This is a genomic window from Bacteriovorax sp. Seq25_V (assembly GCF_000447795.1).
GTDB lineage: Bacteria > Bdellovibrionota > Bacteriovoracia > Bacteriovoracales > Bacteriovoracaceae > Halobacteriovorax_A.
On the sequence record NZ_AUNI01000019.1, the window covers coordinates 220,746 to 236,717 of the forward strand.

15 protein-coding genes are annotated in these 15,972 nt (G+C 37.5%); 6 read left to right on the forward strand and 9 right to left on the reverse strand.

Annotated features, from left to right (window positions below):
- Window positions 1–146: 146 nt before the first annotated feature.
- Window positions 147–1,031 (forward strand): protease HtpX, encoded by an 885-nt coding sequence (gene htpX / locus M900_RS12435; RefSeq protein ID WP_021275172.1) that lies wholly within the window; start codon window positions 147–149, stop codon window positions 1,029–1,031.
- Here htpX and M900_RS12440 read toward each other — a convergent pair.
- The 5 genes from M900_RS12440 to M900_RS12460 form a co-directional block, all read right to left on the reverse strand.
- Window positions 1,026–1,409, reverse strand: a complete 384-nt coding sequence (locus M900_RS12440; RefSeq protein ID WP_021275141.1) for a response regulator — start codon at window positions 1,407–1,409, stop codon at window positions 1,026–1,028. The two genes, htpX and M900_RS12440, sit on opposite strands and share 6 nt — an antisense overlap.
- Window positions 1,410–1,411: 2 nt before the next feature.
- Complete coding sequence (locus M900_RS12445) at window positions 1,412–2,740, reverse strand: GAF domain-containing sensor histidine kinase (protein WP_021275060.1); 1,329 nt, start codon at window positions 2,738–2,740, stop codon at window positions 1,412–1,414.
- 219 nt (window positions 2,741–2,959) lie between these two features.
- Window positions 2,960–3,925 (reverse strand): nitronate monooxygenase family protein, encoded by a 966-nt coding sequence (locus tag M900_RS12450; RefSeq protein WP_021275142.1) that lies wholly within the window; start codon window positions 3,923–3,925, stop codon window positions 2,960–2,962.
- The gene (locus tag M900_RS12455) at window positions 3,909–5,261 is read right to left on the reverse strand and encodes an HD domain-containing phosphohydrolase (RefSeq protein ID WP_021275251.1); all 1,353 of its coding nucleotides are present in this window, start codon (window positions 5,259–5,261) and stop codon (window positions 3,909–3,911) included. Before M900_RS12455 ends, M900_RS12450 begins: the two co-directional genes overlap by 17 nt.
- A gap of 57 nt (window positions 5,262–5,318) precedes the next feature.
- Window positions 5,319–6,113, reverse strand: coding sequence for a tRNA (5-methylaminomethyl-2-thiouridine)(34)-methyltransferase MnmD (locus M900_RS12460; RefSeq protein ID WP_084703592.1), 795 nt, complete (start codon window positions 6,111–6,113; stop codon window positions 5,319–5,321).
- Window positions 6,114–6,348: 235 nt separating this feature from the next.
- On the opposite strand from M900_RS12460, the gene M900_RS12465 reads away from it, so the two are divergent.
- Entirely contained in the window at window positions 6,349–6,993 is a 645-nt protein-coding gene (locus M900_RS12465; RefSeq protein WP_157680656.1) for a hypothetical protein, read from the forward strand.
- 172 nt (window positions 6,994–7,165) lie between these two features.
- Here M900_RS12465 and M900_RS12470 read toward each other — a convergent pair whose 3' ends face one another.
- Window positions 7,166–8,923, reverse strand: coding sequence for an acyl-CoA dehydrogenase family protein (locus M900_RS12470; protein WP_021275150.1), 1,758 nt, complete (start codon window positions 8,921–8,923; stop codon window positions 7,166–7,168).
- Window positions 8,924–8,971: 48 nt separating this feature from the next.
- Entirely contained in the window at window positions 8,972–10,846 is a 1,875-nt protein-coding gene (locus tag M900_RS12475) for a hypothetical protein (protein WP_021275240.1), read from the reverse strand.
- 166 nt (window positions 10,847–11,012) lie between these two features.
- Between M900_RS12475 and M900_RS17760 the strand changes: the two genes are divergently transcribed.
- Both M900_RS17760 and M900_RS12480 read left to right on the forward strand, forming a co-directional pair.
- Window positions 11,013–11,168 (forward strand): hypothetical protein, encoded by a 156-nt coding sequence (locus M900_RS17760; protein WP_198296014.1) that lies wholly within the window; start codon window positions 11,013–11,015, stop codon window positions 11,166–11,168.
- Entirely contained in the window at window positions 11,165–11,779 is a 615-nt protein-coding gene (locus M900_RS12480) for a tRNA-uridine aminocarboxypropyltransferase (protein ID WP_021275213.1), read from the forward strand. Before M900_RS17760 ends, M900_RS12480 begins: the two co-directional genes overlap by 4 nt.
- Here M900_RS12480 and M900_RS12485 read toward each other — a convergent pair.
- The gene (locus M900_RS12485) at window positions 11,766–12,086 is read right to left on the reverse strand and encodes a hypothetical protein (RefSeq protein WP_157680658.1); all 321 of its coding nucleotides are present in this window, start codon (window positions 12,084–12,086) and stop codon (window positions 11,766–11,768) included. The two genes, M900_RS12480 and M900_RS12485, sit on opposite strands and share 14 nt — an antisense overlap.
- Window positions 12,087–12,245: 159 nt before the next feature.
- Complete coding sequence (locus tag M900_RS12490) at window positions 12,246–13,784, reverse strand: hypothetical protein (protein WP_021275055.1); 1,539 nt, start codon at window positions 13,782–13,784, stop codon at window positions 12,246–12,248.
- Window positions 13,785–13,974: 190 nt separating this feature from the next.
- On the opposite strand from M900_RS12490, the gene M900_RS12495 reads away from it, so the two are divergent.
- Complete coding sequence (locus tag M900_RS12495; protein ID WP_021275039.1) at window positions 13,975–15,087, forward strand: RHS repeat-associated core domain-containing protein; 1,113 nt, start codon at window positions 13,975–13,977, stop codon at window positions 15,085–15,087.
- Window positions 15,084–15,722 carry an outer membrane protein assembly factor BamE gene (locus tag M900_RS12500; RefSeq protein ID WP_021275239.1) on the forward strand — a complete coding sequence of 213 codons (639 nt, stop codon included), beginning with the start codon at window positions 15,084–15,086 and terminating at the stop codon, window positions 15,720–15,722. Before M900_RS12495 ends, M900_RS12500 begins: the two co-directional genes overlap by 4 nt.
- Window positions 15,723–15,972: the final 250 nt, after the last annotated feature.

Consider the following 15,972-nt stretch of genomic DNA (forward strand, 5'->3'; position numbering starts at 1 on the left):
TGTGTACCGTATTAGTCGGTAAATATTGTTAAGTCTTTAGAATTAAAAGTGAAATTTGCGAATAATTGTCAATTCTTTGTAAGGTGATATTGACTTTTATAGGGTTGATATCAAAATATGGGAAAGCATACTTTTATGGAGAAAACATGTTTAAAAGAATTGGATTATTTTTATTAGTGAATATTCTCGTCGTTTCAACGATCGGGCTTATTTCAAGTTTATTGGGTATACAACCTTACCTGACTGCAAATGGAATTAATTACGAAAGTCTACTTGCTATCTGTTTACTATGGGGATTTGCGGGATCATTTATTTCGCTTATGCTTTCAAAATTTATGGCAAAGATGGCATTTCGCTTAAGACCAATTGAATCGACAGATCCAAATTTTGGTTATGTCCATCAGGCGGTTAGTCTTTACTCAAAGAGTGCGGGTATTTCAAAAATGCCAGAAGTGTATATTTACGATAGCCCAGAAGTTAATGCTTTTGCGACAGGACCATCAAAGAATAACTCACTTGTTGCTGTTTCATCAGGTCTTCTACAAACGATGAGAAGAGATGAAGTCGAAGGTGTTATCGCACACGAAGTAAGTCACATTGCTAATGGTGACATGGTGACGATGGCCCTAGCACAAGGTGTAATGAACGCATTTGTGATGTTCTTATCTCGTGTTGCTGCATTTGCTATTTCACAAGCACTGAGAAAAGATGATGACGAGGGACCAGGACTTGGGCCATTTGCTCATATGATGTTAACTTGGGTTCTTGATATTTTATTTGGTCTACTATGTCTTCCTATTCTGATGTGGTTTTCTCGTTATAGAGAATTCAGAGCAGATGCTGGTGGAGCGAAACTTGCTGGTCGTGAAAAGATGATTGCGGCCCTTGAGAAGTTAAAAAATAATCACGCACCAATTGATAATAGAGAGCCAAATCTTGCGGCCTTTAAGATTTCAGGTGCTCCAAAGTGGATTGAGTTAATCTCATCTCACCCAAGTCTCGATAAGAGAATCGAGGCCCTGAGATCATAAGAATTTTCTAATAACTTCTTCGATCTTGTCGAAATCTAGGGGCTTTGAAAAGAAATCTAAGGCCCCTACCTCACTGGCCCTTTCCTTCATACTATCGTTTGAAAGGGCACTTGCAATATAAACCTTGATATATGGAAACTCGCTTTGTAGGTATTGGGCAAGCGTAATACCGTCCATATTTGGCATCGAGATATCTGAAAAGAGGATAATAATTTTTAAACTATCTTTATTCTCCCTGAGATATTCAAGACACTGATCTCCATCGAGAAAGTGATATGACTCAAGTTGACCACTTTTGATAAGTTTTTTAAATCTTATTTTTACCAATGTGTGTAATGATTCCTCATCATCAACAAAAGCTATATGTACTTTGTTCATTTCTAATCCTTTCTAAGGGGTAGTCGTATAATACTTTCGAAGTATTCTCCTGGTGCTGAGTTAACATGTAGGTTTCCACCGTGTCTTTTAATGATATCAAAAACCATAGATAATCCAAGGCCTGTTCCTTGACCGGTAGGTTTTGTCGTGTAGAAAGGCTCAAGAATTTTTTTTATTTGTTCTTTTTCAACGCCATCACCATTATCATAAATTCTAAGAACTAGTTGATTGTTTTGCTCATCAATTTGTGATGTTAACTCCAGCTCAGGCATAAATTTTTCATCCTTATCTTTCTTTGCTTTAAGCGCATAGAAGGAGTTGTCGAGTAGATTTATAATCGCTCTTTGAAGCGAGATACGCGACATATAAAAATCTGGAACGTCACATAGGTGAACATGCGGAGTGACATCAACCATCGCCTTGGCCCGCATAGCATGATAGGAGAGCTTAACGGCTTCATTTATCATTTCGTTAAAGCTTTCAATCTCAAATGTGTCATCATTGCGACTTTGTTCGAGCATGCTCTTAATAATAGACTCTGCTCTTTTTGATGAGGTTAAAATAATTTCAATTGTCGTTTGAAAATCTTCAAACTCTGCTTCAGCAAAAGATTCTTCTGAGTCTGTCATGGATTCCAGAATCTTAGCAGCATTAGAGATAAGATTGAGCGGATTTCTTATTTCGTGGGCCACTCCAGCAGTGAGTGCTCCAAGGGATGCTAGTTTTTCTTGTGCCACAATTATATCTTTTGCCTCAGTGAGCTCTCTTGTTCTTTGTGCAACTTTGTCTTCGAGTGTTTCGATTAACTCGAGAAATGATTTCTTCTCAAATAATTTCCCAATAAAATCAGCAATAGAAGTCATAAAGTTTTTTTCAGTGATAGACCAATTCTCTTTCGCCGTTGTGTACTCAAGGCAAAGTACGCCAATTACTTCATCGGAGTCCCAAATCGGTGTATCGTAGAGAGAAAATATTCCCAGAGGCTCGAGATATGATTCTTTGAAGCACTTCGTTGCTTCGTGTGCCCTAGCATCTTGGGCCTCAATGATACGATCTCTCTCTAGGGCCTCAAAGTAACTAGGGTAATCTTTTTTATACAAGTAGATATCTCGTTGATGGGAATTTCCGTCTTTAAGATATAATGATGGCGCGTAAATACAGTCGCGTTTTTCGCCGTGAAGCCAAATGCCCACTCGGTCAGCAGCAAGATACTTTGATACCTCATTTGTAATCTGATCGAGACAGCTCTGTAACTCAGACAGTTTTGTAAAATTAATATTTCTAACTATTTCAAGAAGGCGTGTGTCACCAGACTTGTTATTCGTTACCATTATCCATCCCTTATTTTCTCTCTAAATAAAATATCGGAACAAATAAAATATTATTAACTTTAAACTGCTCCATTTAAATGGGGATAATTTTAGACAACAATCCATTATATTAAATGCTTGGCAGGTAAATATTTTAACAGCTTAGAAAATTAAGACATAATGCTGAGTAATTATTAAGATTTCGACTTCTCTGTCCCCATTTTTCTGGAGCAGTTTAAACTAACTTCCTATATTCCTGAATGACTTAATAATTTCATTATAGGAATAAATTAAGTCATTAATAATTTCTTCACTAGTCTTGATATCGCTGATAAGGGAAGAGCACTGGCCTATTTCAAGTTCACCTTCATCCATGTTGCCATCAAGCATTCCAAGCTTTGCGCGGCCGTGACCTAAGTGAGCAATTAATTCTTCGTTACTAGCACATTGAGATTCGAGATCAGCAATTTCTTGATAAAATTTATTCTTTAAAAGGCGCACTGGAATATATGATTTCATCATAAGTTTTGTGTCGCCGGCCTTGGCATTGATAATGGCATTTTTAAAATTCATATGTGCGCTACTTTCAGCAGCATTTACAAAGCGTGAACCTATTTGTACAGCGCTTGCACCTAAGCACATGGCGGCTGCCATCGTTCGACCATCACAAATTCCTCCAGCTGCGATTACTGGAATACTGACAGCGTCGACAACTTGAGGGATTAGGCACATGGTTGTGATTTCATCTTTTCCGTTATGTCCTCCGGCCTCGAAGCCTTCTGCCACGACAGCGTCAACGCCTGCTTGCTCGCACTTGATTGCAAGCTCTGGCGATGAAGTCACGTGAATAACTTTTGCTCCCTGGTCTTGAAGGTACTTTGTATATTTTTTTGGTGAGCCAGCGCTGGTGAAAAATATTTTAATGCCGGCCTTAAGAGCGACATCAATTTGCTCATCAACATACTTGTAAAGAAGTGGGATATTCACGCCGAGGGCCTGGGGGTTATTTGTCAGTCCTTGCGCTTTTTCTATGTGTAGCTTTAGAAGTTCAGGCTTCATACTGCCTGCTCCGATAAGCCCTAGTGCTCCTGCCTCAGCACAAGCTGCTGCTAGCTTACCGCCTGAGACCCACACCATTCCTGCTTGAATGATTGGATACTTGATGCCGAGAAGTTCTGTGATTTTATTATTATGATTTGCTTCCACCGTTTACACTCTTTTTTAAAGTTTTTTCGAGTGCTTTAATAATACGGATAGACTCACTATTTGTATACTTTTTGTAAAGCTCATCAATTAGTGGCCTTGGGGTTCCTCCCTGAATCTTGAAGCGGAGTAATTCATTTACAAACTCAACGCTGATAATAAATATAAGCGAGTCTGTATCAAAATTATCTTCTTTGATTGAGATAGAAAAGCCTTTGCCATTTTGGACACCATGATGGTGCTTAATGACATAATCAATATCAAGTGGAGCTTCTGGAAATTGTCTTACCATCACTGCGCCTTCAAGGGCGTGATTAAATACCTGATCCCATTCTTCATCATCGAGATCCGCGTTTTCCAACTCCTCAAAACTCGTAATCATCGCGAGATCTTCGTTATTGGCCAGTGAGATATCTTTAAAGACCGATGCGAAGGCCATCTTCTCATGCAGTTGCTTATCATCAATTCCAAGGTTCTTGATAATCTCACTAGCGACAATTGATGTGAGGTGAGCATGCTGATAAATATAACCTGTCTTTGAATTAAGTATTTTCCTAAGAAGTGGAGATACAACATCCTCGGCCATGAAAGAGTCAACGATCGAAGAAACTAATGTTTCAGTCAACTGAATGGTCGAAGAATTAAAGCCAATTCTTAAAATTTCTTTGGTCGCAATATTAAATGAGTTACCAAGAACTTCTATTTTTTCATCTATTTCGATTGGTTCACTAAGTTTTCGAACCAGCTGATTAGAAACGAAAATAGAGAATTGTTGAAGTTGATCAGAAGGAATATAGAAGTACTTTAAGTTCTGATCAATATAACGTGAAATAACGGCCTTCGAAAAAACATCTCCTCGATGTATTCTCTTAACAAATTGGAAGTCATTATCAGATTTTTGAATGCGAATATAAACATCGCTACAAGAACTATCGAGATTTAGAAAGTAGCCTACTGGTATCGGGGTATAGTCACTATTTTTCTTTCTTTTTAAAATATCATCACTAATTCCAAGTGTTTTAGCACTCAGAGCGACAACTTCCTCCCAGTCAGATTCATTCAGAAATTGGAGCGCAGAATATTTTTGTGCAAGATCAGGACGAGCGTGTCCCAGAATAATAAGATTTGTATTCTTCTTATTTTCGACAAGGTAATTTGTCATCGCATCAGCATTGTCGTCATTAGAAATTATCAGATCTATTTCCGGCAAAATAGCGAGCAGATCAATCGCCTCATCTGAGTTCTGTCTAACAATGACATCAACGCCCAGAAAACTCTTGATATTGATCGAGAGAAGATCCTTAACAACTGGTTTTGAAACGATTAATAGTATTTGCATCTGACCTACATTTTATCATTAAACCTAAAGATTATGTCGGTCTTTTTATCTAAATAGTTAATCTTTCAACATTTCTTGATAATTTGAATCAGTGAGTGCCTGATGTGCGTGCTTCTTTATTTCTTCCATTACTGCCGTTAGCTTCTTATATTCCTGGCGCGAAGCCCTTGTACATGTACGCTTCATTCCAAAACCTTTTCTCGTCTCAACCAAGAAACCCGCACACAAAAGTGAGGCCCTAATGCTCATATGAGAACTATAGGTCGAGAGAATAACGCTAGGATCGGAGAGTTCATAGATGAGTTTAAACCATTCAACAGTCCATAGAGTGGGATTTTTTTTTGGAGAAAATGCATCTTGAAATACACAGTGAAACTTTAAATTTCTAAATGTTGGGAGAGTTTCTCTTGCATCCCCAACAAGAATAATGAAGTTGAAATTAGAAATTTTAAAAGTAATACAATCTTTTTGGATCGTTAAATCTTCAAACTTTTCACGATACTTCTTTGCGAACGGGCTATGTTCGAGGGCCCACACTGCGAAGTCACGATCAATCTCAGTCGTTACAAAATTAACTACTGTCTGTGTTTTGCCAAGAAACTTATCAAGTAAACATTCAGCGCCGACTGCAACACCAAAACCTATCTCAAGAATATTTACAATATTATTTTCGGCCAGAAATCTTTCAACCTCACAGCCTTCAATATAATTATAAATTGTTTCTTCGTAAGCGCCTGCTGTCGAATGACAGTTTTCATTGAAGAACTCAGAGTGCACGGTGAATGTGCCGTCATTTGTTTCAACTATCTGATAATTTCCAAGCTTTCCCTTGAATTCCAATATTAACTCCATAATTTTATATCTTATTTTAAATGGTGGTCCGAAGGTTGGCCATAGAACTGCTCCATTTTAATGGGGAAAGTAACCGCGTTTCTGCAATAACTATATAGAGTTAGCTAATTTTTTTAATGGCGGCCAGAATATTACTAGCTTAACTATCTAGAATAGTGAGCGAAAGCATAAAATTCATCCCCATTTAACTGGACCAGTTTGTAAATGTTTAGAATTTACGTCCGATAAGCAACCGATGAAAAAGTTATTACTTTCAACAATTTTCCTTTTATGCTCCTGCGGAAGAGACTATGCAAATAGTAATTCCAATTCAGGTGCGGTAGTGGGAGATACGCTAAATCTTGCATCGACCGCCACTACTTCAGAAATTTCGAGTGCTCGTGAGATTTGTAATGCTTATCGAACAAAACGGTTAAAGATCATTAGTGGTAGCTCGGTTTCTTCTATAAATTTCAACCTTAAAAATAGAAGTTGTGAAGGCTCTTCCTACGAAAATACGACAGAAGTTGCTGTCGATACACGTGTGTCTTTTGTCAATAAAGGCCTATGGAACCTATATCAGCCAAATCTTGAGACAGATCTGAGTGGAAGTCTTGCAAAGATTTGTAGTGAAGTTTATAGCGGTAGCGCTTTATCTATTTTGAGTTATGCTTCAGATGGGACAGCAATTCAATATCAATTAAACTCGGATTTAAGCTTCTTTATTTATAGAGGGGTGAAGTCTGAAACGGATAGTACGAAATATACCGTTACCGAGAAAGTTAAGTTCACGCTAGATTCTGACACTAACTCGGATACATTTGGGTATGTTAAAGACTATAAGAAAGATAGTATGTGTTCTAATGGGAAGGACTTCTCTTACATCCAGCAATATTTTTAAACTGCACCAGTCCAGTGGTGTTGAGATTACTTTCAATACCGAATTTAGCTTTAAAAAACACCAAATTATAAATTAAAAAGAAAAGGGCAGTTGGAACTGCCCCTTCTGATTTTTGGCAAAGTGAGATGCAATGGGGAAGCTGATAAATACTAACACCATTGCAAGGGGACAGTTACCTGAGTTCCCAGTCGGTATAGATTGCCTCAAGTCTTGGTTTAACCAGACGAGCATAACGATTAAAAAGCTCCGCTCTCGAGTTATCTCTTCGTGCGTGGATAGCTAGCACTCTTAGCGTTTCCATATATGAAAGAGCCTGAGTTAGAGTTTCTGCATGAGTCATTAGCTCTTCGATATTCGTTTCTGCTGTCCAGGCCTTAGGATTGAAGATGTCGCCGTAGCTTTCTGGTCTAAGGCATTTTACAAGTAGCGAAACGGTGTTCTTCTTAAAGCGATATTGAATAGTGTTAAAGGCTTTAATGGCCTCGTTTTCTGAGCTGATAATGTTTAGTGAAGGGTGCTTTGCGAGGATTGTTTGGAAGAATTTCTTCGGGTCTTTCGCAGCATATTTCACGATATCTTTGAGTGCCATGAGGGCCTGAATTTGGCTGGTTCCCTCATAGAGAAGTGGACCAAAACTATCTCTGTGGTAGCGCTCAACAGGGTATTCCTGCATATATCCGTAGCCACCTAGAATTTGAATTGCCTTTTGAGAAATGGTCGCATAGGCCTCACATGTGTAGTATTTTACAAGCGGTGTGCGCTTACGAGTCCAAAGCCAGGCGTCGTTGAAGAGACGATTTTCTTCTTCATTTAGTTCGCCAGTTTTCTTCTTTTTCATGTCTAGACGTTGGTAGATATCGAAGTATGAAATTGTATCAACCATGAGGGCGCGAAGGGCGTCTCTTTCTGTTTCAAGATCTTCAATATTGCGCTTCATTAGCGGTAGGTCAGTGAGGGGACGGTCGAATTGAACGCGTTCTTTAGCGTAGTTTATAGCGTATGAAAGTGATCCTTCGATACCACCAAGGGCCTGCATACCTACAGCGATACGCGCTTCATTCATGAGGTGAAGCATGTACTTGAAGCCCTCTCCCTGTTTTCCGATAAGGCTAGCTTTTGAGTTTTCGTAGACGATTTCGCATGTAAATGAACCATGCATCCCCATCTTTTCTTCGTTCTTGGCGACCTTGTAGTTAAGGGTGCCATCACCAAGATCCTGCTCACAAAGGAACATCGAGATTCCCTCAAGACCTGGTTTGTCTCCCTTGATTCGGGCCAGGACAAAGCCGAGTCCACCACCACCATTTGTGATGAAGATCTTTGATCCGTTAAGGAGGTAAGTACCATCTTCTTGTGGGGTTGCTGAAGTCTTGATATTGCCGAGGTCGGAACCGCAGCCAGGTTCAGTGAGACACATTGAGCCTGAAAGTTTTCCTTCCATGATTTGAGGAATCAGGCGCATCGAGGTTTCTTCGTCACAAAAGCGATGAACCATATCTGCAATTGAAGTATAGAAGGCCAGTTGTGTACAAGATGACATACATGAGCGTGCAAGTTGTGCAAGAAGCACCATAAGGGAGCCAACAGGGAGACCAAGGCCGCCATACTCAGTAGGGATTGGGAGACCAAATGCCTGGAGTTCAGTCGCCTCATTGTAGAAAGCCTGGAGTTCTTCGCCTGGAATTGCACGTCCGTCGACGACTCTCCCGGCACCATTGATATCAAGTTTTGCTGCACGGTCGAGAACCGCTGAGCCGGCCCAACTTCCAGTTTGCGTGAGAAGTTCTTTGATAAAATCGAGGACTTCTTCTTTGCTGTTAAAACCATCTTCAGTGGGAAATGAAGGGTAGTAGAGTGGGATAATCGTGTCCCAGTCAAAACCATTTTCAACTAACCATTGCCAGTCTTTTTCGTCTGAAAAATAATTCATACTCTCTCCGGTATTAATGTTTAAATTTGATTGTAAGTTACTTGCTTTTTATTCTTTGGTTCTGAATAAACCAAGAATACTTTTAACAATATCCTCAGACTTAACAGTTGGACTATCTGCTGTCTCATCATTTCCTGCATCGAGACTAACTCCTGTCGCTTCAATGGCTCTGTCTAGATTATCATATTGAATACCAGAACCTTGGAAGTCTGAATCAACTTCATTGGCTGATTTTAGATTCTTATCATTAAAAGCATTACTTGCAAGCTCCCGTTGAAGCATTGCCGTGTTTTGGCGAGTTACCTTGCCATTCTCTTTGTCATCACTAGTAATTGTCAAATAACTGGAAACAATATTATTGTAATGAACAAGTTTAGCAAAGTCTTGTGTTTTAGATTTAAGTTCTTCGCCAATTTTTGTTAATGCCGTCGCATCGAGATCAGTAATCTCATCATTTTTTTGACTGGTAATTTTGTTGACTTGATCAATTACACTTCGTTGAAGTGCTTCCTCTTTAGATTTGTAGCGTGATTTTATCTCTTTTAAGATATCTTGATTCGTTGCTAGATTTTTGGCATCATCCTCGCTATAACCGTCTTCCATTAAGATCTTTTGTATCTTTTCTTCGTCATCAATAGTTAACTTTTCAATTTCTTCGATTGATACTTCTGAGTTAATTTTGTATTCGGCAAGTTCTTGAAGTTTTTCTTCTCGATTAGTTTGCAAAAAGCTTTTACAGGCCTCTGGATCCTGTACTTTACCATCTTTGAAACAGGTTTCGAATTCAGCAGCCTCGTCTTTTGCGGCTTCAAGAGCTCCTGACTCGACCATTTGGTTTGATGTCAAAGAAGTTAATTCATCAATTTTCTTCTCTGCATTTTTTTCGTTGTAGCTAGATACAGAAGTAGGGTCTCTCCCTAAATCGATATTTCCCATTTTTGAGATGAGCTTCCCTGTTGCATCAAGGCTCTTTCTAGCACGTGAGATATAGTCTGTAACTTCGCAGGCTCTTTGCACTGTATAGTCAATCGCTTCAGTACAGTTTTCACCTCGGAATTTTGCAATACTATTTGTGTTATTCGGTTTATAATTCAGATCATTCTTTTGACATACTTCAAGCATTTTAGTCTTAGAATAAGAAACACCTGTAGATTTCAATACACCATCTTTGTCCATCTCTTTAATGTCTTCTGTCTGATAACAATGATGCTGAATTGTAGCAACACAATCATTCCAGGTCGCTGCAGATGCAAGAATTTGGTTTCCTTGTGAATCTGTCTTAATACTTGCTAGTCCTTGAAGATTAGTGGTTCGAACTTTTTCTTGCTCTATGCGAGATTTTGGAATAAAGAAGTACTTATCATTCATCATCTGACTTTCAATACAATAACTCGAAAGTATATTAATAACATTCTTACCTAATTGAGACTCAAAAAGTACAAAGAAAACTTTCTGATCAGCGGCACGCTCTCTTTGGTGGAGTTTTTCGCTATTAGCAATACGCTCTCCATAAAGAGCATCCTCTAGTTGCTTCTGAAGATATTTTTCAAGCGCCTGAAGTGCAGATGATTTCTCTCTCTTAGTTGAATTGAGGGACGATTTTTCTTGATATCGAGATGAGGCAACACCATCTTTGCTTGTTTCGCTAATATCACTTTTTAAGCTGTCGGTCACAGCATCTTTCAAGTCAGGCTTGAGCTGTACATCATCCCACACGCAGTCCATTAAGCTTTTTCCGTCAACCACGCCATTGGCGGAATGTTTCTTCATGCAACCTTGATATATATCGTAGACACCATCAATTTGAAGTGCTTTTGCGAGCTGTGGATTGGACTCTTTTAACGAATCCATATAAACCTCTGCCGAAGGAGCAGAGTAGGAGTTTAAAGATGTGAATATAAATAAAAGGCCTAGATATTTCATACAATCCTTATCGACTATAGTTGATTATAGCCTTAGTCTTATTGGCAAAAAAATCTCATGTGATTTCAGAAGCTTGTATTCCATAAGGTGCCATTGATATGTGTAAAATCGCCCATGTAGCGCTTAAGAGCTTGTTTAAGGTGAGAATTTAGTGCATAACGAGCTTATGAATGAACAAAATAATAGTGTACTTGAAGACCTTTTAAGCGTTGTTGCTCCATGGACTTTGAGTAATTCCAAACTTAATCAGGAACTTGCTTCTAAGCTTATCGATCTCGATATTGATGAAGAGTCCGAAGATGAATCTAATAAAGTTCAATGAAAAAAACACGTAGAGAAACTTTCAGTGGTCGTTGTGAAGTTTGTCGCATTAACAAACCGCTTTGTTTTTGTTCTCATATTCCAAAGCTAGATAATAAAGTTGAAGTTCTCGTTGTGATGCATTTCACGGAGAGATGGTTAACATCAAATACTGCGTATTTTGCTAATCTTGTTTTAAATAATAGTAAGATTATCGAGAGAGGCAATCTTAATTCTCCCATGACAAGTGAGCAGTTTGTTAAAGAAGAGAAATCCTATCTTTATCTATTTCCTACAGAGGACTCAAAACCAATTGAAGAATTTAAGGGAGATATTTCAAAAGCTGTGCTTGTTGTTCCTGATGGAAGTTGGTCCAAGGCGAAGAAGTTTCACAAGCGTGAGGAGTGCTTAAAAGCGCTTCCAAAGTATCATTTATCAAATGTAGGAAAGAGTAATTACCAACTTCGAAAATCTCCTGGCGAGGACTTCTTATGTACGTATGAAGCCATTGCAAAAGCGCTTGGTAGTCTTGAAGGGAAAGAGATAGAAAATCAGATGTTGAATTTTTTTGATATTTTTGTTGATAGGGTTCTAAGATCTCGACGTGGAGAACAGACGCTTAGTAACCCTTGATATTATATTTTTCTCTAATATCGCGATCAAATTTTGAGTATTTCTTATTGCATACGAACAGATGACCAAGCTTTGAATCACCGGCCCATGCAATTGTCTTTGAATATGATTCACAACCTGATCTTTTAAGTGCTCTCTTTAGTGTATCCTCAGAGCTCCAAAGTATTTGATCTGGCCCATCACACCACCATTGTTTATCTTTACTTTGCCAGCAGAACGCTAGAGTATTCTTATTTGTACTTGCTTGAATTTTCCCTGTAGCAAGTACAGTCGTAAAAAATAAAGAAAGCAGAATAATTTTTTTCATCATATCATCCCCGATTACTTATTATCTTAACAGAAACAAGATTGTGCAGGTAGTTAATTTTGGTTAAATAAATTAAAACTATAAAAACTAGGTTTATTGTTTAAACAAGCACTTATTAGTTATACCTTAACTTATATGATAGAAAAAGTTAAGGTTTTCTTATGAATCTCGATGTGAATAATAGAGTGAGTTGAGAATTTTTTTACTCTTTTGATCTGTCGCCATATTTTTTATAAGCGAGCTTAAGTAGTTTAATCCGCGTGATAATTTTCTCGCATCAAAAGATGCTCTGTCGTACTGAGAACTGCCAATTTCATTTATTGATAACGAATTTACTTTAGAGAGAATTGCAGCTGCCTTATTGATGTCTTTATCAATGTACAAAGCGGCCAGTGCTCCAGCAAATAGATTATTATTTTTTTCAATTTCTTTACTTGGAACAGAGTACTCACTAGCCTTCTTTAAATTTTTTGTACTTGGGAGTTTGATATTTCTCTTTTCAAGCTCGTTAAGCATGGCCTTTTGAATTCCGAGTCCACGATTTTCTAGCGTAATAAATAGAGACTGCGTATTCTTTGCTGAGTTTTCGATTTCTAGAATATTTGCATAGAAGAAGGCCTCTGCAGCAACAAGACCCGAGCTTGCTGAATAGTTTGCGAGATCATGGATATACTCCGGGTCAAATTCTGACTTGTAGCTTCCTGCGCATAGTTTACAAGCATTACCCCTGGCCTCCTTATCTTCGCCAAAACAGCAAGTTTCGCAGCCGTACGTAATATCAATACCAGAGCCGTGAGTGTATCCAAAGTTGTGAATCATTTCATGAAAGAGAATCCCTTCCATTTCGTTCTTGTCGCGAGGGCCATCGAGAATCGCACCAAAAATACTTGTATGAATTTTTGGATTTATTGAGACGAATGGGTGAGTAATACCTTCAAGTCCACGGGGAGAAGTTTCTGCTGTCGAGGCATGGGCCACTGTTGAATCACTCCAGCGAGCATCCTTTTCATGGCAGAGGATTGAAACACTTTTCTTCTTCCCACTTAGTTGAGCATCAAAGAAGTTTAAAAGATTTGGTATTTCACTCTTGAGTGTTTCATTTGGATTCTTCTTTGCTAGGTCCTTAAGGCAAGAGAGGCCCTTACTTAGTGCGTTTGTCGTGATCTTAGAAAAAGATTTTTTACTGAAGTTATCAAAACATGATTCATGAACTTGAATCCCTTTTGTGATTTCAGAAAAGCCTCCTCCTAGTTTATTGATAACCGGTTTGAAGTCGGCAAGTAGGTCTTCAATTGAGTTGATTGAGCGCATATAATTCTCTTTGCCACAATCAGATTTTTGAATAGTTGCATAAGAGTAATTAGCAAAAATAATTTTTTTCCCATCAATATACTTATACTTTGTTATATTTGTTTTAGCTTCGATACCTGAGTACGTGATTTCTTCTTGTCTTTCGATCTTGCCATCGTAATTGTCATCATAAGTTATTACAGTAAGACCATCTTGTTTTTTAGCAATATAGTCAAACTCGCCATCATAGTTTCTATCGTTTTGTTGCTCGACTAGAATGCCATCATCATAGATAAGAATATTATCGATCTTTCCATCGTTATTATTGTCATACTCAAACCTATCTTCAGCGTAAGAAACGGAGAGTATAGTAGTCAGGAATAGGGAAGTGATGAGCTTTGCTTTCATACTCTTCTTATCGAGAAATTATAAATAATATTTAAAAATTCGTAGAAATCCTGATGTGGTAATGAAATTTAAAATAGTGAATAGAGTTAAGAAATATTTATTGAAGGCCTGCAAAATACCATAATTATAAATTGATCCTCTTGGTAATAGAGTTGGTGCAGGATATTTACACAATGAAAATAACCAACTTTTGGAGTCACCTGAGTGGAGCTTTTTCTACGATCTTGATGGAAATTTAATACAAAAGTCACACAAGATTAAAAACCTTGTTTATAATTATAGCTGGAGCACTTTAGGAAAACTTATACAAGTTGATATCGATGAAAATTCTCTGCCAAGTAAGTCGTTAAAGTTTAAATATGATGGCCTTAACAGAAGAATTGAAAAGCAGTATATTGATTTTAAAACTTCAAAAAACTCTTATCTAAAAAGATTTGTGTACGACGGAGAAGATATTATTTTAGAACTCGATGGTGAAAACAAAATTAAAGCACTATTTGTTCATGGAGAAGGAATCGATGATGTTTTAATGATGATCCGAGATGAAAATGATAATGAACTATTTGAAGACGATGAATCTTATGCTTATACAAAAGATCATCTTGGTTCAATTCGAGAGATTGTGGATCATGAAGGAAGAGTACAACAACGCTATAGTTATTCAGCTTACGGAGAAACAAAGATCGCTAAGATGAATGAAAAAGATGATTTGATAGATTCGCCGTATGGATTTACAGGAAGAGAATTGGATCTTGAAAGTGGAGACATGTATTACCGAGCGAGATATTATGACAGTTCGACGGGAAGATTTCTTACACCTGATCCAATTAGGTTTGCAGCTGGAGATACAAACCTGTATCGCTATACAGGAAACAATCCTGTGAATAGAATTGATCCAGATGGATTAGACTGGATTTATGTTCAATCAACAGGGGAACTATATAGGGTTGATGAAAGTGGCGCTAGAATTCCAGGAACGACCTTTTTTGGCTATTCAGGGGCTCCTGGATATGTTAATCAATCAAATGCTCAGAACTTAAGAGACTTAGGACCAATTCCCCAAGGACAATATACAATTGGCTCTCAGAGAAATAATAGAACCAATCGAGGAACGGACTTGTTAAATTCATTGAGATTAACCCCAAGTGCTAATACAGATACATTCGGTAGGGCAGGGTTTATAATTCATGGATCAAATAATCCTAATCAGCAAGATGCTTCTGAAGGATGTCCAATTTTTGGACCAAATGCTAGAAATACTATAGGTAATAGTAATGACAATATTTTAAGGGTTGTACCATGATAAAACTATCTATTGTGTTTTTTTTCATTTTTTCAAGTTGTTCAAATGCAATGCCTTTAAGAAGAAAAGGGGTCATTTATAATAGTAAAGATGAAAAGATTGAACTCGAAGAAATTATTGCAAAGATGAGTGATGAAAAAGACCTTACAATTAAAGAAATCACTGTTGAAAAATCAACTCTTAATGATGTTGTTGAGTATTTAGGGAATGCTAAAATTAATAAATTTAATTCAGGAAATGCTTCAGAGTTCTACACTTCAGTATGTTACATAAATCCAAATATTATAGGACTGGAGTTTAGTTCAGGTGTACTAGGTGGAGGAAAGTATATTACACGAATAGATGTTTTTAAGCCTTTAAAAAAGAATAAAAGAGGTTGTTTTATTAATAAATCTTTAGAAGTTGAAATAGGAACTAAAAGAGGAATAAGGATCGGTCTAACTAAAGAGAAGGTTAAAAAACTTTTAGGGAAACCAAGTATAAAATACAGCTCTTCAAATTGGGAATATTATTATGTAGACAAAGAGGAAAGCTCAAAATGTAAGGGTGGGTTTGATGTGACAGGTTCATATAATTTAATTTTTGAAGGAAATAGCATAAAAAGCTTTTACATAACCAAAGCAACATCATGTTGATACATAAATGATCTGTTCAGAAGTACATAAAGTCGTATTTAATTAATTTTTTTCGTATTTGAGGGCCAACGTAAGGCCCTCTTTTAAGGTTTTTAAGATTTCTTGTGCTTATTTTTCTAGGATTAAGCACCTACCCAGGATATTTATATCTATGGAACATTGATCAGAATGCACAAAAAGTAAATTTGTACTATATGGGTATTGGTGGAATTAACCTCGTGTTGGCAGTATTTTGCGTCGTTTATATGGT

Coding starts and splice junctions, on each gene's coding strand:
- htpX (WP_021275172.1), top strand. CDS start 147: ATGTTTAAAAGAATTGGATTATTTTTATTAGTGAATATTCTCGTCGTT.
- M900_RS12440 (WP_021275141.1), bottom strand. CDS start 1,409: ATGAACAAAGTACATATAGCTTTTGTTGATGATGAGGAATCATTACAC.
- M900_RS12445 (WP_021275060.1), bottom strand. CDS start 2,740: ATGGTAACGAATAACAAGTCTGGTGACACACGCCTTCTTGAAATAGTT.
- M900_RS12455 (WP_021275251.1), bottom strand. CDS start 5,261: ATGCAAATACTATTAATCGTTTCAAAACCAGTTGTTAAGGATCTTCTC.
- M900_RS12460 (WP_084703592.1), bottom strand. CDS start 6,113: ATGGAGTTAATATTGGAATTCAAGGGAAAGCTTGGAAATTATCAGATA.
- M900_RS12465 (WP_157680656.1), top strand. CDS start 6,349: ATGAAAAAGTTATTACTTTCAACAATTTTCCTTTTATGCTCCTGCGGA.
- M900_RS12470 (WP_021275150.1), bottom strand. CDS start 8,923: ATGAATTATTTTTCAGACGAAAAAGACTGGCAATGGTTAGTTGAAAAT.
- M900_RS12475 (WP_021275240.1), bottom strand. CDS start 10,846: ATGAAATATCTAGGCCTTTTATTTATATTCACATCTTTAAACTCCTAC.
- M900_RS17760 (WP_198296014.1), top strand. CDS start 11,013: ATGAATGAACAAAATAATAGTGTACTTGAAGACCTTTTAAGCGTTGTT.
- M900_RS12480 (WP_021275213.1), top strand. CDS start 11,165: ATGAAAAAAACACGTAGAGAAACTTTCAGTGGTCGTTGTGAAGTTTGT.
- M900_RS12485 (WP_157680658.1), bottom strand. CDS start 12,086: ATGAAAAAAATTATTCTGCTTTCTTTATTTTTTACGACTGTACTTGCT.
- M900_RS12490 (WP_021275055.1), bottom strand. CDS start 13,784: ATGAAAGCAAAGCTCATCACTTCCCTATTCCTGACTACTATACTCTCC.
- M900_RS12500 (WP_021275239.1), top strand. CDS start 15,084: ATGATAAAACTATCTATTGTGTTTTTTTTCATTTTTTCAAGTTGTTCA.